Raw genomic sequence first — 21746 nt, forward strand, 5'->3', positions numbered from 1 at the left:
TAGAGCCACTTTTGAAGTGGCTCTATACAATTCTTAAGACAAACTCAGAAATCAATACCTTACAACCCCCTCTCTTGGTGCAGGAGGTGCTTTAGGAGCGGCTGCAGGTTGAGGGACACGTCTTATCGGCGATTTTGGAACAATGGGGGCGTCTAACGGTGCCGGTGGCACAGGTGGCAAAACCCCGGCCCTGCCAATCAGGTGTGGCTTGGGTGGCACAGGAGGAAGGGCTTTACCGAAGTAATGATTGATGTTTCCGCCATTAGCATAAGTACTGAAATTAATACTTTCACCTTTTACTTCTATCCTGAAATCTTTATCTTTCAAGCCTCTCATTTGGCTGCCCCAGTTTTTATTAACCAGGTTCCATACTTTATCATAAACTGCCTGTGGCTGTGGTTCCATATTTATCAGCAGCTTTTCGCCTTTCAGCCGTATCTCGTAGTCTTTCTTGTCTTTAATTAATCCTGCCTTATAGAGCGACTCCGTAAAATCGGCAAACTCTTTCCTGAAACGGGCTTCTTCTTCATTGGCCAGCTTTTCTATTATGCGGCCTTTTTCTTCCATCAGGTGGCTAAGGCTGTCCATTGGTTTGTCATAACGCTCTACTAGCCTTTGCATGCTGTCCATAGGAGCATTCAGTTGTTCCATTTTTTGCTGAACAGACATCATTTCCTGCTCTACCTTCTTCATTTCCTGTTCAACCAGGCGCATCTGATTTTCTAGCTCCCGCTCTTTTTTCTGTAAAGCCTTCACCTTTTGTTCGGCATCTGCCGGCATTTTTGAACTACGATACTGGTTTTCAAGTTTTCTTATCGCAAGGTCAACTTCCTGCATTTCTATGGATATGTTCTCTATCTTTCTGTGTGGCACTTCCATTTTAGCTGATATCAAATCCATTTCTTTGCTATGCTTCTCCATCTGCTTACTATATTTATCCTCTATTTTTTGCCAGTGTTTTTCTCTTAGCTGGTTGTATTTCTCCATCTCTTTATTTAACAGTTCCATCTCATTCTCTACCCGCTGCAATCTTGTAGTATCGGCAGTATAGCCTCCGTGCTCAAAAAACTGTTGCCTTACTGCATCCATTTCAGATTCATTAATACCTGGCACTATTGCAAAATTTGCGTTTTTTGACCTCAGAAAATCAATAGCAAAAAGCTTCATATTATCAAACTCCTGGCCTTCAAGTACTTTACCTTCTTCTATAATTTTTACTATTTCACCTTTTTTATTCTTATAAACACCCACATCCTTTTTATCTTTTTCAAAAAAGTAGAAGTCCATTTCTTCTCTGGTTTTATCTGGCCTGGCACTGCTTCGGGTTGTTTTATCAATTGTGGCTATTCTTTCCTGCCCATAAGCTACCCCAACTGCAATAATCATAACCAATCCTACAAAAACAGCCCAGTTGCCGTAGCTCATTGGTTTGGCGTCGTTAATGCCCACAATGCGCTTGATTCTGTCCATAAAAGTTTGTCTTTTGGCGCCAAAGGCCATAGCCAGATGTGGCTGCTGCTGAAAAGTAGCCACTTGTGTTAATGCTTTAGCAAGGGCCAGTCTGTCACCGCAGATGTTTACGGCGTAGTCATCACAGCAGTTTTCTCTTTCGTCACGTACCTGTGCCGAAATGAACCAGGTGGCCGGATGATAAAAAAACAGGATTTCTATAAAACTCTGGAATATATTAACGAGGTAGTCGTAACGTTTGATATGCGCCAGTTCATGTGCCAACACGGCCTCCAGTTGTGATACAGTAAGACCTGACATAATACCTGCCGGTAGCAGAACGATAGGTTTTATCCAGCCGATGGTCATAGGTACAACCGCTTTGGCAGACTCAAATAATCTGATAGGTATGTTTAATTGCATTTTGGCCTGTAGGTCTTCCATCATGCCCAGTATTTCATCTTTTACCGGATTAATAGATTGTACTTTCAGTTGTTGAACATACACAAAGCCTACAATTAGGCGCAACAAAAGCAGGTTAGCGCCAATGAACCAGAACAAAACGAAGGTGTCAAGATTGGTGCGGACGAATAGTTCTGCCTGTTGAATAAGAGATAAGCGGGTGGCTGAGCCAAAAACCGATACGCTGTCGAGATTTGTGGTGGCATTCTGAATAAAAAATGCCGTGAATCTTTTTTTACCTTCAACCAGATTTTCGGCTGGTTCGTACACAACAAAAAATGTTACAACAGCACTAATAAATTGTAGGCTTAATGCGCCTATGCCCTGCCAGTAGCGTGCATGAGATGCTTTGAAAACCTGACGTAAAATGCCGAATGCAACTACAATAACAATGCCCTGCCATAACGAATGAAAGAGGGTCCAGCCCAGTGCAGAACTGATGTTTTCGGGGATACCCGTAGTAAAGTCAAATAGCTTTTTCATAATTTGTTAAGTATTTGTATTGTACGTTTAGTAATAGGTTACTTTGCTTTTTCGATAGAATCAATCAGTTTTTTGATTTCATCCAGTTCTGCTTTGCTCACTTGTTGGTTACCCAAAGCCTGCATTACCATGCGGGTAGCAGAGCCCCGAAACGCGGTGTCAATGAATTTATCGAGAAGCATACCCTGGGTTGACTCCTCACCTACTGCGGCTTCATAGACATGGTAGCGGCCTTCGTCGGTACGGCTTACCAGCTGCTTCTCAAACATAATCTGCATCAGTTTGAGTGTTGTAGTATAGCCCACTTCTCTGGTTTTAGACAGCTCGTCGTTCACCTGCCGAACTGTGGCTTTACCTAATGCCCAGAGTATCTGCAATATTTCCAGTTCCGACTCTGTGGGTTTAATCTTGATTGGCTTTTCCATAATTATCTGTTTCCTTAATTTGTTTTCTTCTTTCGGATCGAAGAAAATCATCTACGAATTACTTCGTAACAAATGTAGTATAAAAGGAATTACACTTCCAAACTTTATTACGAATATTTTCGTAGACAGATTGGAATTAGGATTTTTTAACAGAACAGGCTAACTAAAAGCCTGTTGATGAATAGATTAAAACAGAACTGCCCAGCGAAATGGTTTTTCAGGTTGGTGTTTCAAAAAGAAAAGTTAAAAATATTATTTGGCAGAAAATCAATTTGAAACAGCCACTTAGGTTAGATAAACTTCACTTCTTTTTAAACTCAATGTCCATCGTGGCAGCAGGCATTTCAACAGAGACCCGGTCGAAGTCACCTTTGGCATTCATCAGGAATTTGAATTTAATACCCTCCCAATCGCCCTGGCCTTCAAAAATATCGTAATGGTAATGGCGCAACGCTATTTTTTCTGTGTGGTAATCGGCCTTCAGTGCGTCACCATCCATGGTCAATGTAAGCGTTCCGTAAGCCGGATGTTCATAAATACCTGCATAGCTGCCGAGCGTGTGTGTAGGTTTGGTATCCTTGCGGCGTTGGGTTTCGTTATCTAGCTTTGCTTTGGCCGATTTCTCTTTGGCATCAGTGAAATCTTTTCTCAAACGGCTGTTCCAGTCTATAACGTTTTTTTCAAGGTATGTATCTACAATGTAATTGGTAACGGTGTTTACCAAGTTGTAGCCCACTGCACCGGTGTTGGTGGTGATGAACACCGCCATATTATCGTTCGGGAGAACGGTCATTAAAGACCGGTAACCTTCTATAGAACCACCATGCTGCCGACGCAAATGCCCGCGATAGGTGTTGATGTTCCAGCCCATGCCATAGGTGCCAAAACCCACTTCAGGATATTTTGCTTCGGCAGGCTGCACAACCGCCCATGGAGTGTGGTTTTCGTTCAGGTTTTTCTCTGATACGATTACCTTACCATCGGCTTTTCCTTTATTAAGTTGCAGCATAAGCCAGTTGCTCATTTCGGTTACGTTTGCTTTTACTGCCCCAGCAGGGCCAATGCCGTCTACATTGCTATCAAAGCCTGCTTCTTTGGTGGGGTTTTTCTCGTCATCATAAGAAAGGGAGTAATCACTACTTTTCAGCATTTCGGGGTAGGTCAATACTGTGGTTTTCATGCCCAGGGGGTCAAGGATTTTCTCCTGCATATACGCTTCCCAGGTTTTACCCGACAGGCGTTCTATCAACACACCTGCTGCCATGTACATCAGGTTATTGTATTGATACTGGGCATATATGGGTTTATTGAGGGACAGATATTTGAGCCTGTCGAACATCTCTTTTCTATTTAACGGAGCCGATACCCATACGTAATCATGGCGAGGCAGTCCTGAACGGTGTGAAACCAAGTCTCGCGCTGTAATGGTGCGAGTGGCGTATTCATCATTTAGCTGAAAATCTGGCATGTATTCTTTCACGGGCTTATTCCAGTCCAGCTTACCTTCATCAGCCAGAATAGCCAGGCAGGCCGCCGTAAAAGACTTAGAGCATGAGGCAATGCCGAAAAGCGTATGTGCAGTTACCGGGGCTTTAGTCTTAACATCTTTAACCCCGTATCCTTTGGCATATAGCAGTTTACCGTCTTTCACTATGCACAAAGCCGCACCTGGCACACTCCATTCAGTGAGCATTTTATTTACAAATACATCCAATTGTTGCAGTGTATCGGGAGCGACAGGTGCCTTTGCTTTTTTCTTTTGAGCAAAGGCAGGAGAAAGTACAAAAAGGAGAAGAAAGAGAGAAATGTTTTTCATCAGATTTTGTTTAGGTAGTGGTCAAATTTAAACAAAATCTGATGAAAATTACGTTTTAGCTAAGCTGAAATTACAGCCCTCTCAGCCAGGTGGTCAACAACCTTACACCATAGGCAGTGGCCGACTTCATAGAGCCGTATTCAGAGTCTGCAAAGGCCATACCGGCGATATCTAAATGCGCCCATTTGCTGTGGCCGTCAATGAAAATCTCCAGGAATTTGGCCGCCGTAATGGCACCTGCAATGGGCAGGGAAGAAAGGTTCTTTATATCGGCAATGTCAGACTTCATCATGTCTTTGTAATCATCCCACAAAGGCAGGCGCCAGAGTTTCTCGCCACTCAATTGCCCGGTTGCCAATAGTTGCTCTGCCAGTTCATCGTTATTAGATAACAGCCCGGCAGCATTATACCCCAGTGCCGCAATGCAATTGCCAGTAAGCGTTGCTAAATCTATGATTATCTCAGGCTCATATACTTTTTTGATATAAGACAGACCATCAGCCAGAATAATGCGACCCTCGGCATCTGTATCTATTACCTCAATAGTTTTGCCTGAATACGTATTGATTACATCACTGGGTTTTAAAGCATTGCCATCCACACAGTTTTCTGTTACAGGAATCACCCCAATCAGATGTACCGGAAGTTTTAACTTAGCAGCCAGTTCAATGGTACCTAATACGGCCCCAGCCCCGCCCATGTCAGACTTCATGTAGCTCATGCTACCCGAACCTTTGATGGAAACCCCTCCGGTATCAAAAGTTACACCTTTACCAACCAGACCGATTTTTCTGAGGGGTTTTTCAGCCAGTGCTGACAGGTTATATTCAAGCACTATGAATCGCGGCGGGTTTTCGGTGCTGCCTTTGCCAACTGCCAGTAAGGCCCCGAGGCCAAGGCCCTCACATTCTTTTTCGTCAAATACCTTTACATCAAAGCCATACAATTCGCCTGCCCGCAGGGCGTATTCAGCCATTTTTTGCGGATATTTGATATTGGCCGGGGCATCTACCAGGCTCATAATCCTGATTTGCGTTTTGGCGGTTTCTTCTCCTGCTTTTGCAGATATTGCGGCATTTTCAAGCCCTTTTTCAGAAATGCAGATGGTTAGTTCTGAATCGGCTGAAAAGAAATCGTTCTCTGCTTTTTTGTCTGTTTTAAAAACTCCGATTTCGTATTCGGCCAGACAAACACCGTTGATTATATACTCGATGCTGGTTTCCAGCTTGCTTGCATTCAGGTCTACACCTACCGCCAACGGCAGCCATTTTTTATGCTTATAAAAGAACGAACGAAAAACTTTGATGAAATCAGCCTGTTTAGGCTCTTTGCCAAGCCCAATAAGATAAATCTTTTGGAGGTCTTTTTTGGCTGTGTAAAGTGGTAGAATCTCTTTCAGCCCAGCTTTAAAATCTTGTTGCAATGCGTCTGCACTGAGCCCGGCCTCACCGGCAATTTTAGCCAGATTAGCTGATAGCTCTTCGTTATCTAACAATGGATAAACAATAGCCTGCGGGCTGTTTATTTGAGAAGAGATATTAATTTTCATAAGCTTTGTGTTCAGTAATAAGACCTGTACAATAAATGCACCATTGCCAATGGCTTAATAAAGCAGTAGTTAAAAAAAATAAATTAGCTTCATGGCATTAATAAAACAGCCATTCAAGGGCTTTCGGGAACTCTTCCCCCCATCTTTTTTCGTCATGCCCGCCTTTCGGGTCTTGAGAAATCTTTATTTCCAGTTTTTCCCGGCTCCAGCCCTGTGCCTCCATGGTCTGCTTTAGTTTTTTCAAGTCTGGTATCATAGGAGTACCTTCCTTGCCGCCACCATAAAGGTATATTTTACTGCTAACGGGACTGAAGAATTCGCCGATATCAAAATAAATCTTGCCTGATACCCACAAAGAAGGCGAAAATACCATTAACCGACCGAAGGTCTCCGGGTACATCAAACCCGCGTATAAACTGATTAACCCGCCCATTGAACTACCACCAATACCCGTTGCGGCAGCCTCTGGTTGGGTACGGTAGTTTTTATCAATATAAGGTTTCAGTGTGCGAACTACAAAATTGGCATATTTCATGCCCAACCCTTTGCCTTTTGAGGGCACGGTGTAGGGCGAGTATTCTGTAAACCGGTCTTTGCCTCCATGGTTTATGGCTACAATAATAACATCGCTTTTCTTTTGCCTGGCAAGTAATGACAAGCGTTTATCTATTTCCCAGTTACCATAGTCAGAGCCCTCACCGAAAAGGTTCTGGGCATCCTGCATATATAATACCGGATAATGCTTTTCTGTGTTTGTTTTATAGTCATGCGGTAAAAGCACGTGTATGGCACGGGATGTTGCCAATTGCGGAATGGCAAAGCTATCGGAGACCAGTTCAACCGCGGGCATCAGATTAGCAATAAATGCGGTAGAGCCTTCTAGCCGCCAGTAAGGCACAAAGTCTTTTACACTGCCCTGTTTTCTGTTGATAATCCGGTTGGCAGGAGAATTGCCGTAATCATCCAGTTCTACGTGGTCCCATCCGCCTCTGGTATATTTGTATTCTATTTTTTCGGGAAGCGGCCCTTCTGGCGAAAAATTAAACTTATATTTTCCTTTTGCTACCTTCTGCATTTCAAACTCTGCCATATCCGGATACCAGTTACAGAAATTTCCGGTAAGGTAAACAGGTCTATCGTCGTCGGTGGGTGTTGTTAACTCTAAACTTAACAGCGTGCGATTGCTCATTTTTTACTTTTTGTATCCTGATTAACTGTCAAACTTACCTAACAAAACCGTCTTTTATAAGATTGGGTTCAAAAAAACAATCAATTTTTTACTTACAAACAACTGATTTTCAGCTGCTTGTACACACAACAAAAACACCCCTTCTTTAAAAAATTATATTTTTTGGTATTGTTGGGTATAAACCAACCCTTGCCGGTAGCGCTTGTCAGACCAGGGCATCCCATAGAATTTCTACCGGATGAAGGGCTTTTCTGCCAGTGCCATCATGTATCTGGTGGCGACAACTGGTACCGGGGGCGGCAATAATTACTTCTGCGGGTTGTTTTCTTACCGTCGGGAAAAGCACCAACTCACCTATTTTCATTGATATATCAAAGTGTTCTTCTTCATAGCCGAATGAACCCGCCATACCGCAACAACCCGATGGAATGAGATGGACCTCATAATTGGCCGGGAACGACAGCATTTTTTTAGTGGGTGTAAGCGATGCCACCGCTTTTTGCTGGCAATGCCCGTGCAGTTTTATTAATTTTTTGTCGTCAGTAAAACTGGTTTTGCTGATATTTCCTTTATCTATTTCCCGGGCAATAAACTCATCTACCATCAGGGCATTTTTAGCCAGTTCGCGGGCGGCATCAATCAACTCTGCATCAACCAGGTCAGGATATTCATCTCTGAACGTTAAAATGGCTGACGGCTCAATGCCTATCAAAGGTGTATTTTCATTAATGATGCCCTTCAGGAGATTAACATTCTTATTGGCCAGCTTTTGAGCATCTTTCAGCATACCTTTAGACAGAAACGCCCGGCCTGCATCTGTGTGCTCGGGGATAACAACCTGATACCCCAGCTTTTGCAGCAGGAATACCGTCTTTTTGCCAATCTCAACATCATTAAAATTGGTAAACTCATCACAAAACAGATAAACCTTCTTTTCAGAACTTTTGTCGTTTGTTCTGGCTACGTTTTTATCGTACCAGCTTTTAAGGGTGTCTTTCTGTAAAAGGGGCATGGTGCGCTCCGGATGGAAGCCCACTAATTTATTTGCTATTTTACGTAAAGGTGCGTTGTCGAAAACCAGATTATAGGCCCAGGGCACATAAGACGCTATCTTGCTCATTTTTGAGTAATTACCCACCAGCCATGAGCGCACCGGCACGCCGTGTTCGTCATGGTAATGTTGCAAAAACTCCATTTTCAGCTTGGCCATGTCTACGTTTGACGGGCATTCCGTCTTACAGCCTTTACAAACCAGGCACAAATCCATCACCTCTTTTACCTCTTTGCTATCAAAGCGATTGAGCTTGTCAGAGCGTGTCAGGGTTTCTCTCAGTATATTGGCTCTGGCGCGGGTAGTATCTTTTTCGTTGCGGGTAGCCATATAGCTGGGGCACATAGTTCCGCCACTTAACTCTGTTTTACGGCAGTCGCCTGAGCCATTGCATTGCTCGGCGTGCTGCAAAATATCCTGATTATGAAACCTGAACACCGTTTTAAATGCTGGTGTTTGCTGGCCGGCCTCATAACGCAAGAACTTATCCATTGGCGGGGTATCTACAATCTTGTTCGGATTGAAGATATGCTGTGGGTCCCAGACCTGCTTTAGTTCTTTAATTAAATCGTAGTTCTTATCCCCAATTTGCTGACGGATAAATTCTCCTCTCAAACGTCCGTCGCCATGCTCACCAGAAAGCGAGCCTTTATATTTTTTTACAAGGGTTGAAATCTCTTCAGCAATTAATCTGAATTGCTGATGCCCCTCCTGCGTTTTGAGGTTAATAATGGGGCGAAGGTGGATCTCCCCTGACCCTGCATGGGCATAATGCACCGCCGACATACCCTGTTGCGCCAGTATTTTGTTGAAATCTATGATAAACTCGGGCAGGTCGTTTACATCAACTGCCGTGTCTTCAATCACAGCTACGGCTTTTTCATCCCCAGGCAGATTCGACAATAAACCCAATCCTGCTTTTCTCAAAGTCCAGATTTTCTTGGTATCTTCTCCGAACAATACCGGGAAATGATAGCCCAGCCCGGCGGCACGCATTTCGGCTTCCATGGCAGCTGCCAGTTGCTGAATTTCTTCTATGCTGTCTCTTGATAACTCTACTACCAGTATCGCCCCGGGGTCGCCCTGTACAAAGAAGCGGTTCTGCCGCTGCTCTTTATTTTCTTTGGTACATTCTAAAATGTAATGGTCTATCAACTCTACGGCCGATGGCTTGTATTGAAGTGCAATCAGGTTGGCACGCAGCGACTCGTCTACCGAATTGAAATGCACGCATACCAGTCCTGAAAATTTGGGTGGTAGCGGATTTACATGCAGCTTGATTTCAGTAATGAAAATCAGCGTCCCTTCTGAACCTGCTATCAGCTTACAAAAGTTGAAAGGCTCTGTTGAATTTGGGGTAAACACTTCTGTTTCCAGCAGCTCGTCAATGGCGTAGCCTGTATTGCGGCGTTCAATGGTTCGCTTCGGAAACTCATTTCTTATTTCCTGTTGATTTTGCTGATTGCTCAATATCTGGTTGACATGCCTGTAAATTCTGGTTTCCAGACTATCATCAGCTGAACCGGCCTTTTTCTTAAATTCATCAATACTTAAATCCTTAAACTCTACATAACTGCCATCGCTGAGGTATCCTTTTACTTCCATCAGGTGGTTACGGGTAGAACCATACACTACCGAGTTAGAACCACATGAGTTATTACCTACCATGCCGCCAATCATAGCTCTGTTGGCGGTTGAGGTCTCAGGGCCAAAGAACAGCCCGTGCTGCTTCAGGAACATGTTCAGCTCGTCGCGTACTACGCCGGGTTGTACCCTTACCCAGCTTTCTTCGCGGTTTAGCTCCAGTATTTGGGTGAAGGTTCTTGATACGTCAACCACAATGCCGTTCCCTACTACCTGCCCGGCCAGTGATGTACCTGCCGTGCGGGGTATCAGCGACGTGTTGTTGGCTCTGGCAAAAGATATGAGTTTTTTTAAATCAGATTCATTTTTTGGTATGGCAACGGCCAATGGCATTTCTCTATACGCCGATGCATCGGTGGCATAGAGTGTGCGCATCACTTTATCAAAATGGAGTTCTCCTTCTAATGTTCGGGCAAGCTGGTTAAGTTCGGTATCAAGCATTCTTTCGGTGGTCATTTATCTTTCCTGTACGCGTTTTCAAGACCTCAAAATTACTGATTATGAAGCTAAATAATTTAAAAAGTATAAAAGAATTATTCGGCATGCCACTGTCAGAAAGTGGAAGCCGATATATAATTTACCCCAAAAAGCCTTTCACCTAAAACCCTGCCTGTCAATTTTTTGTGCTTTGCTTTATTAAAATACCCCTATCTGGTGCTAATTATAATTATCGTCTGGCTCTTCAATAGCAATAATATTCCATTTCTATTGTTAATTTTACATGCTTATATTTTCATGATGACCAAATCACTGCTTTATTGTTTTATTCTCATTTCACTGTTTTCGTGTAAGGAAAGTACGCAGGAGTACCTGTTTGAAGCACTGGATGCTTCTCAAACAGGCATTGACTTCACGAACAAGATTGTAGATACCCCCGAAATGAATATCATTAACTACCGTAATTTTTATAACGGGGCAGGGGTTGCCATTGGCGATGTAAACAACGATGGCTTTGCTGATATTTATCTTACGGCTAATCAGGGTGACAATAAACTGTATCTGAATAAAGGCGCTCAAAAAGATGGTTCTTTCCGGTTTGAAGACATCACTCAACTCGCTGGGGTTGAAGGTACCAAGGCATGGAGCACCGGCGTAACCTTTGCCGACGTAAACGGTGATGGCCTGATGGATATTTACGTTTGTAACTCTGGTGAACTGAAAAATGATACCCGGGGAAATGAGCTGTTTATTAATCAGGGCGTAGGACGGAACGGTGTTCCGTCTTTCAAAGAAATGGCCAAGGAATATGGCCTTTTTGATGGGGGATACTCAACCCATGCCGCTTTTTTTGATTATGACCGCGACGGCGACCTGGATATGTATCTGCTCAATAACAGTTTTATACAAGTCAATAAACTGCAATACCAGAACCTGCGCGGCCAGCGCGACCCTTTTGGCGGGCATAAATTATTCAGAAACGATAACAATCATTTTGTAGATGTAAGCCAACAGGCAGGTATTTACGGAAGCCTGATAGGTTTCGGCCTTGGTATTACCGTAGGAGATGTGAATAACGACAACTGGCTGGACATCTACATTTCAAACGATTTCTACGAACGCGACTACCTGTATATTAACCAGAAAAACGGCACCTTTAAAGAAGCCGTTGAAGAATCGATGGGGCATACAAGCCTTAACTCGATGGGGGCTGATATCGGTGACATCAATAACGACGGCCAGCCGGATATCTTTGTTACAGACATGCTGCCCCATGACGATTACCGCCTGAAAACTACCGCCAGCTTTGAGGCGTATGAATTAGAGCAAATCAAGTTAAACCGGGACTTCTATCATCAATATACGCGCAATACCCTGCAATTGAACAGTGGCTATAACCGTGACGGTCTCCCGGTTTTCAGCGAAATAGCTGCTTTGTCAGGCTTATATGCCACCGACTGGAGCTGGGGCGCTTTAATTTTTGACATGGATAATGACGGCCGGAAAGACATCTTCGTAGCCAATGGCATAGTACATGACCTGACCGACCAGGATTTTATCAGCTTTCTGGCTGATAAAAATACGGTTCCACAAATGCTAGACAAGAACGGGCAGCTCAACATCAATAAAATGGTAGAGAAAATGCCTTCTCAGCCAATTGCCAATTATGCGTTTCGTAATCTGGGTGGTCTAACCTTTGAAAACAGAGCAGCAGCATGGGGGCTGGGCGAGCCGGGCTTCTCAAACGGTGCTGCCTATGGCGATTTAGATAATGACGGAGACCTTGACCTGGTAGTTAATAACAACAATATGCCGGTATCTATTTACAGAAACCATACGGTTGAAAAACTTAAAAAACACTTTTTGAGAATAAATCTGAAAGGTAAGAATAAAAATACGCTGGGTATAGGAGCCAAAGTTTATGTGTATCAGCAAGGCAAAATACAGTTTCTACAGGCCATACCCAATCACGGGTTTCAGTCATCAAGCGACCATATCTTAATCTTTGGGCTTGACAATAACCCAACCATTGACTCGCTGACGGTTATCTGGCAAAATGACAGAAAGCAAACCATAAAAAACCCTAAAGCTGATGCCGATTTAGTTTTAGAACAAAGAAATGCAAATCAGGCTGCCATTCAGACACCCGCAACACAAACCAGATATTTTACCGATATTACTGCACAATCGGGTTTAAACTATCAACATATAGAAAACGATTTTGTTGACTATAACCGTGATGCAACCCTGAAGCAGATGTTTTCAAGAGAAGGGCCTGCTTTGGCGGCAGGAGATGTAAACGGTGACGGCCTGGAAGATGTGTATGTTGGCGCTGCTGCCAATACAGTAGGTCAGCTGTTCTTACAAACCCCAGCCGGGGCTTTCAAAGTATCCGGGCAATTGTTCGCCAGTACTCATGCCGATGAGGTAGCCGCTACGTTTTTTGATGCAGACGGCGACAAAGATTTGGATTTATACATTGCCACAGGCGGTAATGAATTTCTGAATGGTAGCCCGCTACTGAAAGACAACCTGTTTATTAACGATGGCAAGGGGAATTTCACGCCCGGAGTTTTACCTGCTCTTTACCAGAATGCTTCTTGTGTAGTGGCGGCCGACTTTGACAAAGATGGAGACCAGGACTTATTTGTGGGTTCAAGAATGATAAGCGCCCAGTATGGCAAAAGCCCCAAAAGCCATATATTAAGAAATAACGGCAAAGGACAATTTACTACCGAAGACCTTGGAGAATTGGGCATGATAACGGATGCGTCATGGGCTGACATTGATAACGACGGCTGGCAAGACCTGATATTGGCCGGAGACTGGATGCCGGTTACGATTCTCAAAAATCAGAAAGGAAAACTTATGCCAGAACCTGTGGCAAACACGCAAGGCTGGTGGAATGCCATAAAAGTGGCGGACATTGATAACGACGGAGACCCCGACCTGATTGTGGGTAATCTGGGCCTTAACTCTAAGCTCAGAGCCTCTAAAGAACAACCTGCCATGCTTTATGTGAACGACTTTGATAAAAACGGCTCGGTAGAACAACTCATTTGCGTGTATAACGGCGGCAAGCTGGTACCTATGATGCAAAAGCCTGACCTACAAAGAGCCATCCCGTCTATCAAAGAACGGTTTGTGTATCATAAAGACTACGCCAATAAATCGGTGGATGAAATATTTACCGGCGCTCAAAAAGAGGGCATGATTGAGAAATCGGTTGTGCAACCGCAGACTTCTTTCTTTATCAACGACGGCAAAGGAAATTTCAGTGTTTTGCCCTTACCCATTGAAGTACAGTTTTCTCCGGTTTATGGCATAGAAACCTGCGATTTCGACCATGACAATCAGCTTGATATTATCATTACAGGCAATTTCTATGATGTACTACCTGAAATAGGGCGTTATGATAGTAACCGCGGATTAGTACTTCACGGTACCGGACAGGGTAAATTTGAAGTAATGAAACCAAACGCCACAGGCTTTTTCAGTACCGGACAGGTGCGGCGTATGAAAATTGTAAAAGGGTCAAAGAAAAATATGCTAATTTTGGCAAAAAATAACGACAAGGTTCAGGTAATCAGATTCTGAGCGGGACACTCCCCTTCAATTAAAACATGAGCGTAGTAAAAAAATTAGCAAGTGATACGGCCCTCTATGGTATCAGCAGTATTGCCGGTAGATTTCTGAATTGGCTTCTGGTGGCCGTACACACAAGGGTTTTTCCTGAACAGAGCTTACTTGCCGACAACAACCAGCTTTATATTTATGCTGTGCTGTTAAACATTGTGTATACCTACGGCATGGAAACTGCTTTCTTCCGCTATGGCAGTAAACAAGAAAACCGCCAGGAATACTATAATCTGATATTATCAAACGTTATCCTAACCAGTGTAGTTTTTTCTGGTATAATCTATTTTGCAGCTACCCCAATCATAAACCTGATGGGTTTCCCCGGTAAAGAGAGGCTCATTGTCTGGTTTGCTATTATTCTGGCCACCGATGCCGTGGCCGCCATTGCTTTTGTTAAACTACGCGCCGAAAACCGAGCCAAAAAATTTGTAGCCATACGGCTGGTTAACATATTTGTCAATATAGGTCTGAACGTCTTTTACCTGACCTTCTGTAAATACATTCATGAGGGCTTCATGCTGCCAGACTGGAAACCCTTTGCTGATTTCTTCTATAACCCGAAAATAGGGCCGGATTACATCGTTTGGGCAAACTTTATTGCAAGCCTTGTTACATTGTTGTTACTCTGGCGCGAGTTTGTCGGTTTCAGGTTTACTATCGATTTCCAGAAATTCAAACCGGTTCTTATCTATGCTTACCCACTGTTAATTATGGGTCTGGCAGGTGCTACCAATCAGTTAGCTGACAGACTGATGTTCAGAAGCATTTTACCGGAGGGTTTCTACGAGGGCCTTTCTACCGATGCCGCTTTTAGTATTTATGCCAATGTATATAAGCTGTCTATTTTTATGCTGCTGGTTGTGCAGGCGTACCGGTATGCGGCAGACCCTTTCTTTTTCTCTAAGGCAGAAGACAAAAACTCTCCGGCTATGATCGCCAAAGCTACCAAATGGTTTACCATTGCCTGTATTATTATCTGGGTTGGGGTAAGCCTCAATATAGATTTAATTAGCCTGTTGCTTGGCAAAAATTACCGGTTCGGGCTTGAAGTTGTACCCATACTGCTATTGGCCAATTTGTTTATAGGTGTGTATCAGAACATGTCTATCTGGTTTAAGCTAAGCAATAAAACCCATTTTGGCACCATTCTTACTTTTATAGGCGTTTTTATTTCAGTGGTCATGAACCTCATCCTCATTCCTCAGATGGGCTATGTTGGTTGTGCGCTAACCTTTGCCACCTCTTCTTTTGTAATGATGGCCCTTTGCTATTGGTTCGGCCAAAAATACTACCCCATACCCTATGAGCTAAGCAGCGTTACAGCTTATCTTACAGCGGCAGGTGTTCTGATTTTTGCCGTATGGCAAATCAAAATAAACAATCTCTACTATTCTATTCCATTCCGCCTTGCGCTGAGCCTCTTATTTATACTCATTATTGCTTTTCTTGAGCGAAAGAGTCTGGGGCTTACCCGGTATTTTCGCTTCTGACATAACCAGTCGGGCAGAAATGATGTTCTAATAGCACAGTTTGGTTTAAGAATTACATCAGGCATACATGAAAACAATAAGCATTATAGGTTGTGGATGGTTGGGGCTGCCTTTGGGCGCCTATCTGTCAGAAAAAAACTATCTGGTAAAAGGCAGTACTACCACCCCTGAGAAACTAAGCAAGTTGCAGCAAAACGGCATAGAACCTTTTGTTCTCAAGCTTAATCCAGAACCGGAAGGCGGGCAGTTGGATAAGCTACTGGATAGCGAAATCCTGATTATCAACATCCCTCCACGCATCAGCAAGCAAAAAACAGATGCGCACGTTGAGCAGGTAGCACATTTGCTAAAGGCAGTGCGAATGTCTGCCGTTAAAAAAATTATTTACATCAGTTCTACCTCTGTCTATCCCGAACTCAATCGCGAAGTTGTGGAAGCCGACGTGCAAACTCCCGGGGAATCGGCCAGCCCTACTATGGTAAAAGCCGAAAACCTGCTGAAAGATTTTATACCCGGCGTTACCATTCTAAGAGCAGCCGGGTTGATGGGCTACGACCGCATTCCGGCTAAATATTTTGCCGGTTGGGAAGGACTTACCACCGGCGGCATTCCGGTAAACTATATTCATCGCGATGACATCATCAGAATTATTGAAACTATAATAGAACAAGATATCTGGGGAGAAACTTTCAATGTAGTTTCTCCTGAGCATCCAGTCCGGCGGGAAGTGTACCTAAGAAATTGCGAAGAGTTTGGTTTTGATGTACCCGAATTTTCAGAACCGGCAACACCACAACCTTTTAAAGTAATAAACCCTGATAAGTGGCTTGAGCGGTCCGGGTATCGTTTCCTGTTCAAAAACCCATTAGATTTTTTCTATCAATTGCCAGATACCACCGAGCCGGATACAGTTATTTAGTTTCAATAGTACCAACCGCCATTTTTCCGTTTGCATTATTACCACTTGTAAATCCGGCACAGATTTCATAGATTGCTGAAAAGCTCCCCAGGATTGAATACATGGTTTTTGTATTATCAGATAATTTAGAGAACTTTGAATACCGGCTATCAGGCAACTTGTAAACCGGGCAATATTATGGCATTAGGGGCGTTAAAGTACCTACAAACTTTGATTAATGAAAATATCAAGCATCATATATTGGGCGTTGTTACTGCTACCTTTTGCAGGTACGGCACAGAAAACTAAAAAAGTTGATGTCGGAACCATCTCTGAAAAGGAACTGCAGGCAGAGGCCATTTTTACCGACGGCATGAAGTTTTTCATTGCCGAAACTTACGATAAAGCCCTTACACATTTTAAAAAAGCAGCAGAAATGAATCCGGCCAGCCCCGGTGCCACTTTCATGATTGCCAAGAGTTACCTTGCCACCAACGACATTACCAATGCTACAGTCTACAGCGAAAAAGCCACAAAACTTGACGAAGAAAACAAGTTTTACCGGAAATTCCTGGCAGAAATATACATTAAGCAGAAACGCTTTAAAGAAGCTGCTGCGGTATATGAAAAACTGGCAGATAAATTCCCCAGAGATATTGATAACTACCTGGAGTTATCTAATGCCTACATTGCTCAGGAGAAATACTCAGACGCCATAGATGTGTATAATAAGATTGAGAAAACTATCGGGATGAGCGAAGAAATTACGCATCAGAAACAGCTGATTTACCTGAAACAAAACAAGCTTGAAAAAGCCATTGAAGAAGGAGACAAACTGATTGCCTCAGAGCCAACCGAACCAGAATATGTAGTGCAGCAGGCACAAATACTGATTTCTAACCAGCGGTATGACCAGGCCCTGAAGATGCTTGAAACTACACTAAAACACAATCCGGATTTTGCTGAGGCACACATTCTGCTGGCTGAAATATACCGAAAAAAAGGTGATCTAGATAAAACCAGTCAGGAACTCCAGGTTGCGTTCTCTAATAAAAACCTTTCGTCTGATGTAAAGTTCAAGATATTGTCAAGCTATATGCTGATGATGGAAGACGACAAGAACGAGAAAACAACAGAAAACCTCATCAACCTTACCAGAGCGTTAATCAAACAGGCGCCTGACGAAGCCAAAGCCTATGTTGTATTGGGCGATTTGTTAATGAAAAAAGGCGATTTAGCCAGTGCCCGCGACAGCTATGTAAAATCAACCGGATTGGAAAAATCAATTATTGAAGTTTGGATGGCCATTGTAGAAATTGATTCGAGACTGAACGAGACCGATAATCTGGCCAGACATTCAGAAGAAGCCATAGAATATTTCCCAAATCAGGCGCTGTTCTGGTACCACAACGGGGTGGCTAATTTTGCAAAGAAAGACTATGATAAAGCCATTACGTCGTTGGAAGAAGCCCGTAATCTGGCTCTTGATAATAAAGAACTTGTAAAATTTGTAAATGGCTTGCTGGGCGATGCCTACAATGAGGTAAAGAAATACAGCAAGTCTGACGACGCCTATGAAGCCGCACTGAAAATTGACCCGAATGATGAACACGTATTGAATAACTATGCCTATTACCTGTCGCTCAGAAAAGACAAACTGAACCGGGCACTGGAGATGTCTACAAGGTTAATTGAAAAGGCCGGCAACAATGCCACTTATCTTGATACGCATGCATGGGTGTTGTATGTGATGAAAGACTTCCGGAAATCGCGGGAGATATTAGAACGTGCCATAAAGCAAAACAATGAGGTGAGTGGCACTATAATTGAACACTATGGCGACGTGCTATACCAGTTGGGCGAAAAAGATAAAGCCATAGAACAATGGAAAAAAGCCCGCCAATTGGGTGAAAACAGCGCGAACATAGACAAGAAAATACAATCAGGACAGTTGATTGAGTAATTGCTTACCTTAATAAAACCTTGATACACCAGCTTTAAAAAGATTTTTACTCTGAATTTTTCGTTTAAAAAACCTGTATCAATTCAATAAACCCGCACTTGCATGCTTAATCGTTATATAGTTCTTACATTTTCGTGCCTGGTAATAATATTTACGTCGGCTTGTAAGCGTCATAAAATATATAAAACAGAAACCAGCGACTCCACCAATGTAGCAATAGCTCAGGCAGGTGCCCCGGCCCAAATTGACAGTGTGGCTCCTTCGGTTAATCTGGCTAAAATAAACGTAACCCCGGCCGAAGTTGATTTCAGATTTCTGAAAATACGGTCTAAAATTAATTACACCTCGGGTACCGAGTCTCAGTCGTTCCCCGTAACGGTGCACGTTGAAAAAGACAATAAAATATGGTTATCTATAGCCGTAGGGCTTGAAGTAGCCAGGGGTATTATTACCCAGGACTCCGTTATTTTTATTGACAGGCTACACCGCACCTATTACAAATACGATTTTGCTTCTCTTAGCCGCCGGTTTAAATTCAATCTTAATTATAATCTGGTGCAGTCTATTCTCATTGGCAATATGCCTTTGCTCAAGCGCGAAACTGATGATATAACCAGGCAAGATGGCAACTTTGTGATCAGACAACTGGAAAACGGCATAGCCATTGAAAACTTCATTGCCGAGAGCAACCTGAAACTGCTGAAGCTGACAGCGGCCGAGTCAACCAGCGGCAACAGAATGCAGATTGACTACAGCAATTTTCTGGAAATCAACAATTTTTTGTTCCCCCAGGAAATCATTACCAAGATTGATACCCCAAAAGATGATAAAACAACACAGACTTTCATAAATTTGCAGCATAATAGAGTCGAATTTTTAAATGAAAGTCCAGGGTTCTCGTTTAGCATACCCAGAGGATACTCGTCTAATTAGCCCGGCAAAGCCACCTTTAATACCTGATGTCTTTGAAGCATAAAACATATTTCTTACTTACCTGCTTTGTTTCCTTATTGTTGTTAGGCCAACCGGCGTTTGCGCAGCGGATGCGGAAAACACGCGTACAACTAGAGGCAGAAAAAAGAAGAAATTTAGAAAAAATTGCCGAAACCAGAAAAGCGCTTGAAACTGCACGAGCTAAAAAAGAAGTAACCGTTGGCAATATCAAGGCATTAAAAGAGCAGATTTCGTCTCAGGAAGAGCAAATAAGCCTGATGGAGCAGGATATTGAACTGATTGACATGGAAATGCAGGATATTATCAGCGCCAAAGGAACACTGGAAAACAGACTGACTAAACTGCAACAAGAATACGCCGCCATGCTTTACGCTGCCTCAAAGCATAGCGGGCAGCTTAATAAGCTAAGTTTTTTATTCTCAGCCTCGTCTTTTAACGAATTGCTGATGCGCTACAAGTATTTGCAGCAATATACCGAAAACCGAAAGGCACAGGTTCTACAAATGAACAAGGTTACTGCCTTGCTCCGCGAGCGGCAAACCAACCTGGAAGGCAAACGTACCGACAAGAAAAAGATAATAACGGCCAAAGTAGTAGAAACAAAAAACCTGGAGGTGCTTAAAACCAAACAGACCCTGATGGTGGGCGAGCTATCTAAAAAAGAGAAAGATTTAAGGAGAGAAATTGAAGCAACCAGACAATCAGTTACCAAACTGGATAACCTCATTGCCGGCATTGTTTCAAGAGAGATTTCAAGAAAAAACAAAGAAACTGAGTTAAAGCAGGATAACGACGCTAAATTGAAAAATATAGCGCCACCCAAAAAGAATAACAAAGCAATAATTGAACTGGACGCAACCGAAACTACCCTGGGGCGTTCTTTTGGGGCTTCACGCGCGCGCCTTCCCTGGCCGGTGCAAAAAGGATTTATTTCAGACCGGTTCGGTGTAAAAGAACATCCGGTGCTGCATGGAGTAATGATAAACAATAACGGTATAGATATACAGACGCCCTCAAATGCCACAGTGCGTGCCGTTTATGCCGGGGTAGTTAAAGACATTACCTCTATACCCGGGCTTGGCAAAGTAGTGGCTATTCAGCACGGCGACTACTTTACGGTTTATGCGAATCTGAGCCAGGTATTTGCCGTTGTTGGCCAGAAAATAAGTACCAAAGAAACCATTGGCACTGCAGGCGAGTCAGGCGGAGCCACCGAGATTAACTTTCAGATATGGCATAATACGGCACGGTTGAACCCCGAAAACTGGCTGGCACCGAAATAGCCCGGGGTTTCTTAATGCTATGAAAGAACTAAAAACACACAGAAACGTTATAGGAAAATCTGCATATACGCATAATTAAACGAGTGTAAGTGTTATTCGCTAATTCGCTCAATCACTAATTCACAATTTTTGACATGTCTACTCATTCTGAAATAAAACGCATTACCACTCATACCTTACAGGAAATGAAGCGTAAAGGCGACAAAATAGCCTGCCTTACATCTTACGACTACTCAATGGCCAAAATCATTGATGGTGGCGGTGTAGAGTTAATTCTGGTAGGTGATTCTGCCTCAAACGTCATGGCAGGTCATGAAACAACTCTGCCAATTACGGTTGATAACATGATTTATCATGCACAAGCTGTGGTAAAAGCCGTTAAAAGAGCCCTGGTAGTGGTTGATTTACCCTTTGGTTCGTACCAGGGTAATTCGTCAGAAGCGCTTCGCTCGGCCATCAGAATCATGAAAGAATCAGGCGGGCATGCAGTGAAACTGGAAGGCGGCATTGAGGTGAAAGAATCGATTGTTCGTATTCTTAGTGCGGGTATTCCGGTAATGGGACATCTGGGGCTTACCCCCCAGTCAATCTATAAATTCGGCACCTATGCCGTGAGAGCTAAGGAAGAAGAAGAGGCCGGACAACTGATAGAAAATGCTAAAATGCTGGACGAAATCGGCTGTTTTGGTGTGGTGTTAGAGAAGATTCCGGCACAATTGGCTAAACAGGTAACAGAGAGTATCAGCATACCTACCATTGGTATCGGGGCTGGCCCGCATTGTGACGGACAGATTCTGGTGGTACACGATATGCTGGGCATTAACAAAGAATTCTCACCGCGGTTTTTACGTCGATATGCCGATTTACATACTATAATGACAGAGGCTGTTATTAACTACACAAAAGACGTTAAATCATCAGATTTCCCGAACGAGAGAGAGTCTTATTAAAGCATTTGTGGGGCGAACTTCAAGTTAGCGTTTATTAAAAAAGCACGAAATACGTGTTCTCCC

13 protein-coding genes are annotated in these 21746 nt (G+C 43.3%); 7 read left to right on the forward strand and 6 right to left on the reverse strand.

Annotation, left to right across the window (positions count from 1 at the left end; genetic code table 11):
- Positions 1-51: 51 nt before the first annotated feature.
- From C0V77_RS19975 to C0V77_RS20000, 6 genes are all read right to left on the reverse strand, one after another.
- Entirely contained in the window at positions 52-2394 is a 2343-nt protein-coding gene (locus C0V77_RS19975) for a M56 family metallopeptidase (protein ID WP_101728159.1), read from the reverse strand.
- Positions 2395-2432: 38 nt separating this feature from the next.
- Positions 2433-2819, reverse strand: coding sequence for a BlaI/MecI/CopY family transcriptional regulator (locus C0V77_RS19980; RefSeq protein ID WP_101728277.1), 387 nt, complete (start codon positions 2817-2819; stop codon positions 2433-2435).
- 301 nt (positions 2820-3120) lie between these two features.
- Positions 3121-4635 (reverse strand): serine hydrolase, encoded by a 1515-nt coding sequence (locus tag C0V77_RS19985; RefSeq protein ID WP_101728160.1) that lies wholly within the window; start codon positions 4633-4635, stop codon positions 3121-3123.
- 70 nt (positions 4636-4705) lie between these two features.
- Entirely contained in the window at positions 4706-6184 is a 1479-nt protein-coding gene (locus C0V77_RS19990; protein ID WP_101728161.1) for a M17 family metallopeptidase, read from the reverse strand.
- 97 nt (positions 6185-6281) lie between these two features.
- A complete protein-coding gene (locus C0V77_RS19995) occupies positions 6282-7373 on the reverse strand; it encodes an alpha/beta hydrolase (protein WP_101728162.1) in 1092 nt (363 codons plus the stop codon).
- A gap of 205 nt (positions 7374-7578) precedes the next feature.
- Entirely contained in the window at positions 7579-10524 is a 2946-nt protein-coding gene (locus C0V77_RS20000) for an FAD-binding and (Fe-S)-binding domain-containing protein (RefSeq protein WP_229236334.1), read from the reverse strand.
- A gap of 279 nt (positions 10525-10803) precedes the next feature.
- Here C0V77_RS20000 and C0V77_RS20005 point away from each other — a divergent pair, with 279 nt between their 5' ends.
- The 7 genes from C0V77_RS20005 to panB all read left to right on the forward strand — a co-directional run bounded on the left by C0V77_RS20005 (position 10804) and on the right by panB (position 21683).
- Positions 10804-14103, forward strand: coding sequence for a VCBS repeat-containing protein (locus tag C0V77_RS20005; RefSeq protein ID WP_101728163.1), 3300 nt, complete (start codon positions 10804-10806; stop codon positions 14101-14103).
- A 26-nt stretch (positions 14104-14129) separates the two neighbouring features.
- Positions 14130-15635 carry a polysaccharide biosynthesis C-terminal domain-containing protein gene (locus C0V77_RS20010; protein WP_101728164.1) on the forward strand — a complete coding sequence of 502 codons (1506 nt, stop codon included), beginning with the start codon at positions 14130-14132 and terminating at the stop codon, positions 15633-15635.
- A gap of 67 nt (positions 15636-15702) precedes the next feature.
- Positions 15703-16554, forward strand: a complete 852-nt coding sequence (locus C0V77_RS20015) for an NAD(P)-dependent oxidoreductase (protein WP_101728165.1) — start codon at positions 15703-15705, stop codon at positions 16552-16554.
- Positions 16555-16771: 217 nt separating this feature from the next.
- The gene (locus tag C0V77_RS20020; protein WP_101728166.1) at positions 16772-18496 is read left to right on the forward strand and encodes a tetratricopeptide repeat protein; all 1725 of its coding nucleotides are present in this window, start codon (positions 16772-16774) and stop codon (positions 18494-18496) included.
- Between the two features lie 102 nt (positions 18497-18598).
- Positions 18599-19429, forward strand: a complete 831-nt coding sequence (locus tag C0V77_RS20025; protein WP_101728167.1) for a DUF4292 domain-containing protein — start codon at positions 18599-18601, stop codon at positions 19427-19429.
- 32 nt (positions 19430-19461) lie between these two features.
- Positions 19462-20733, forward strand: a complete 1272-nt coding sequence (locus C0V77_RS20030) for a murein hydrolase activator EnvC (RefSeq protein ID WP_158237979.1) — start codon at positions 19462-19464, stop codon at positions 20731-20733.
- A 134-nt stretch (positions 20734-20867) separates the two neighbouring features.
- Entirely contained in the window at positions 20868-21683 is an 816-nt protein-coding gene (panB, locus tag C0V77_RS20035) for a 3-methyl-2-oxobutanoate hydroxymethyltransferase (RefSeq protein WP_101728169.1), read from the forward strand.
- Positions 21684-21746: the final 63 nt, after the last annotated feature.

The organism is Emticicia sp. TH156 (assembly GCF_002855535.1).
GTDB lineage: Bacteria > Bacteroidota > Bacteroidia > Cytophagales > Spirosomataceae > Emticicia > Emticicia fluvialis.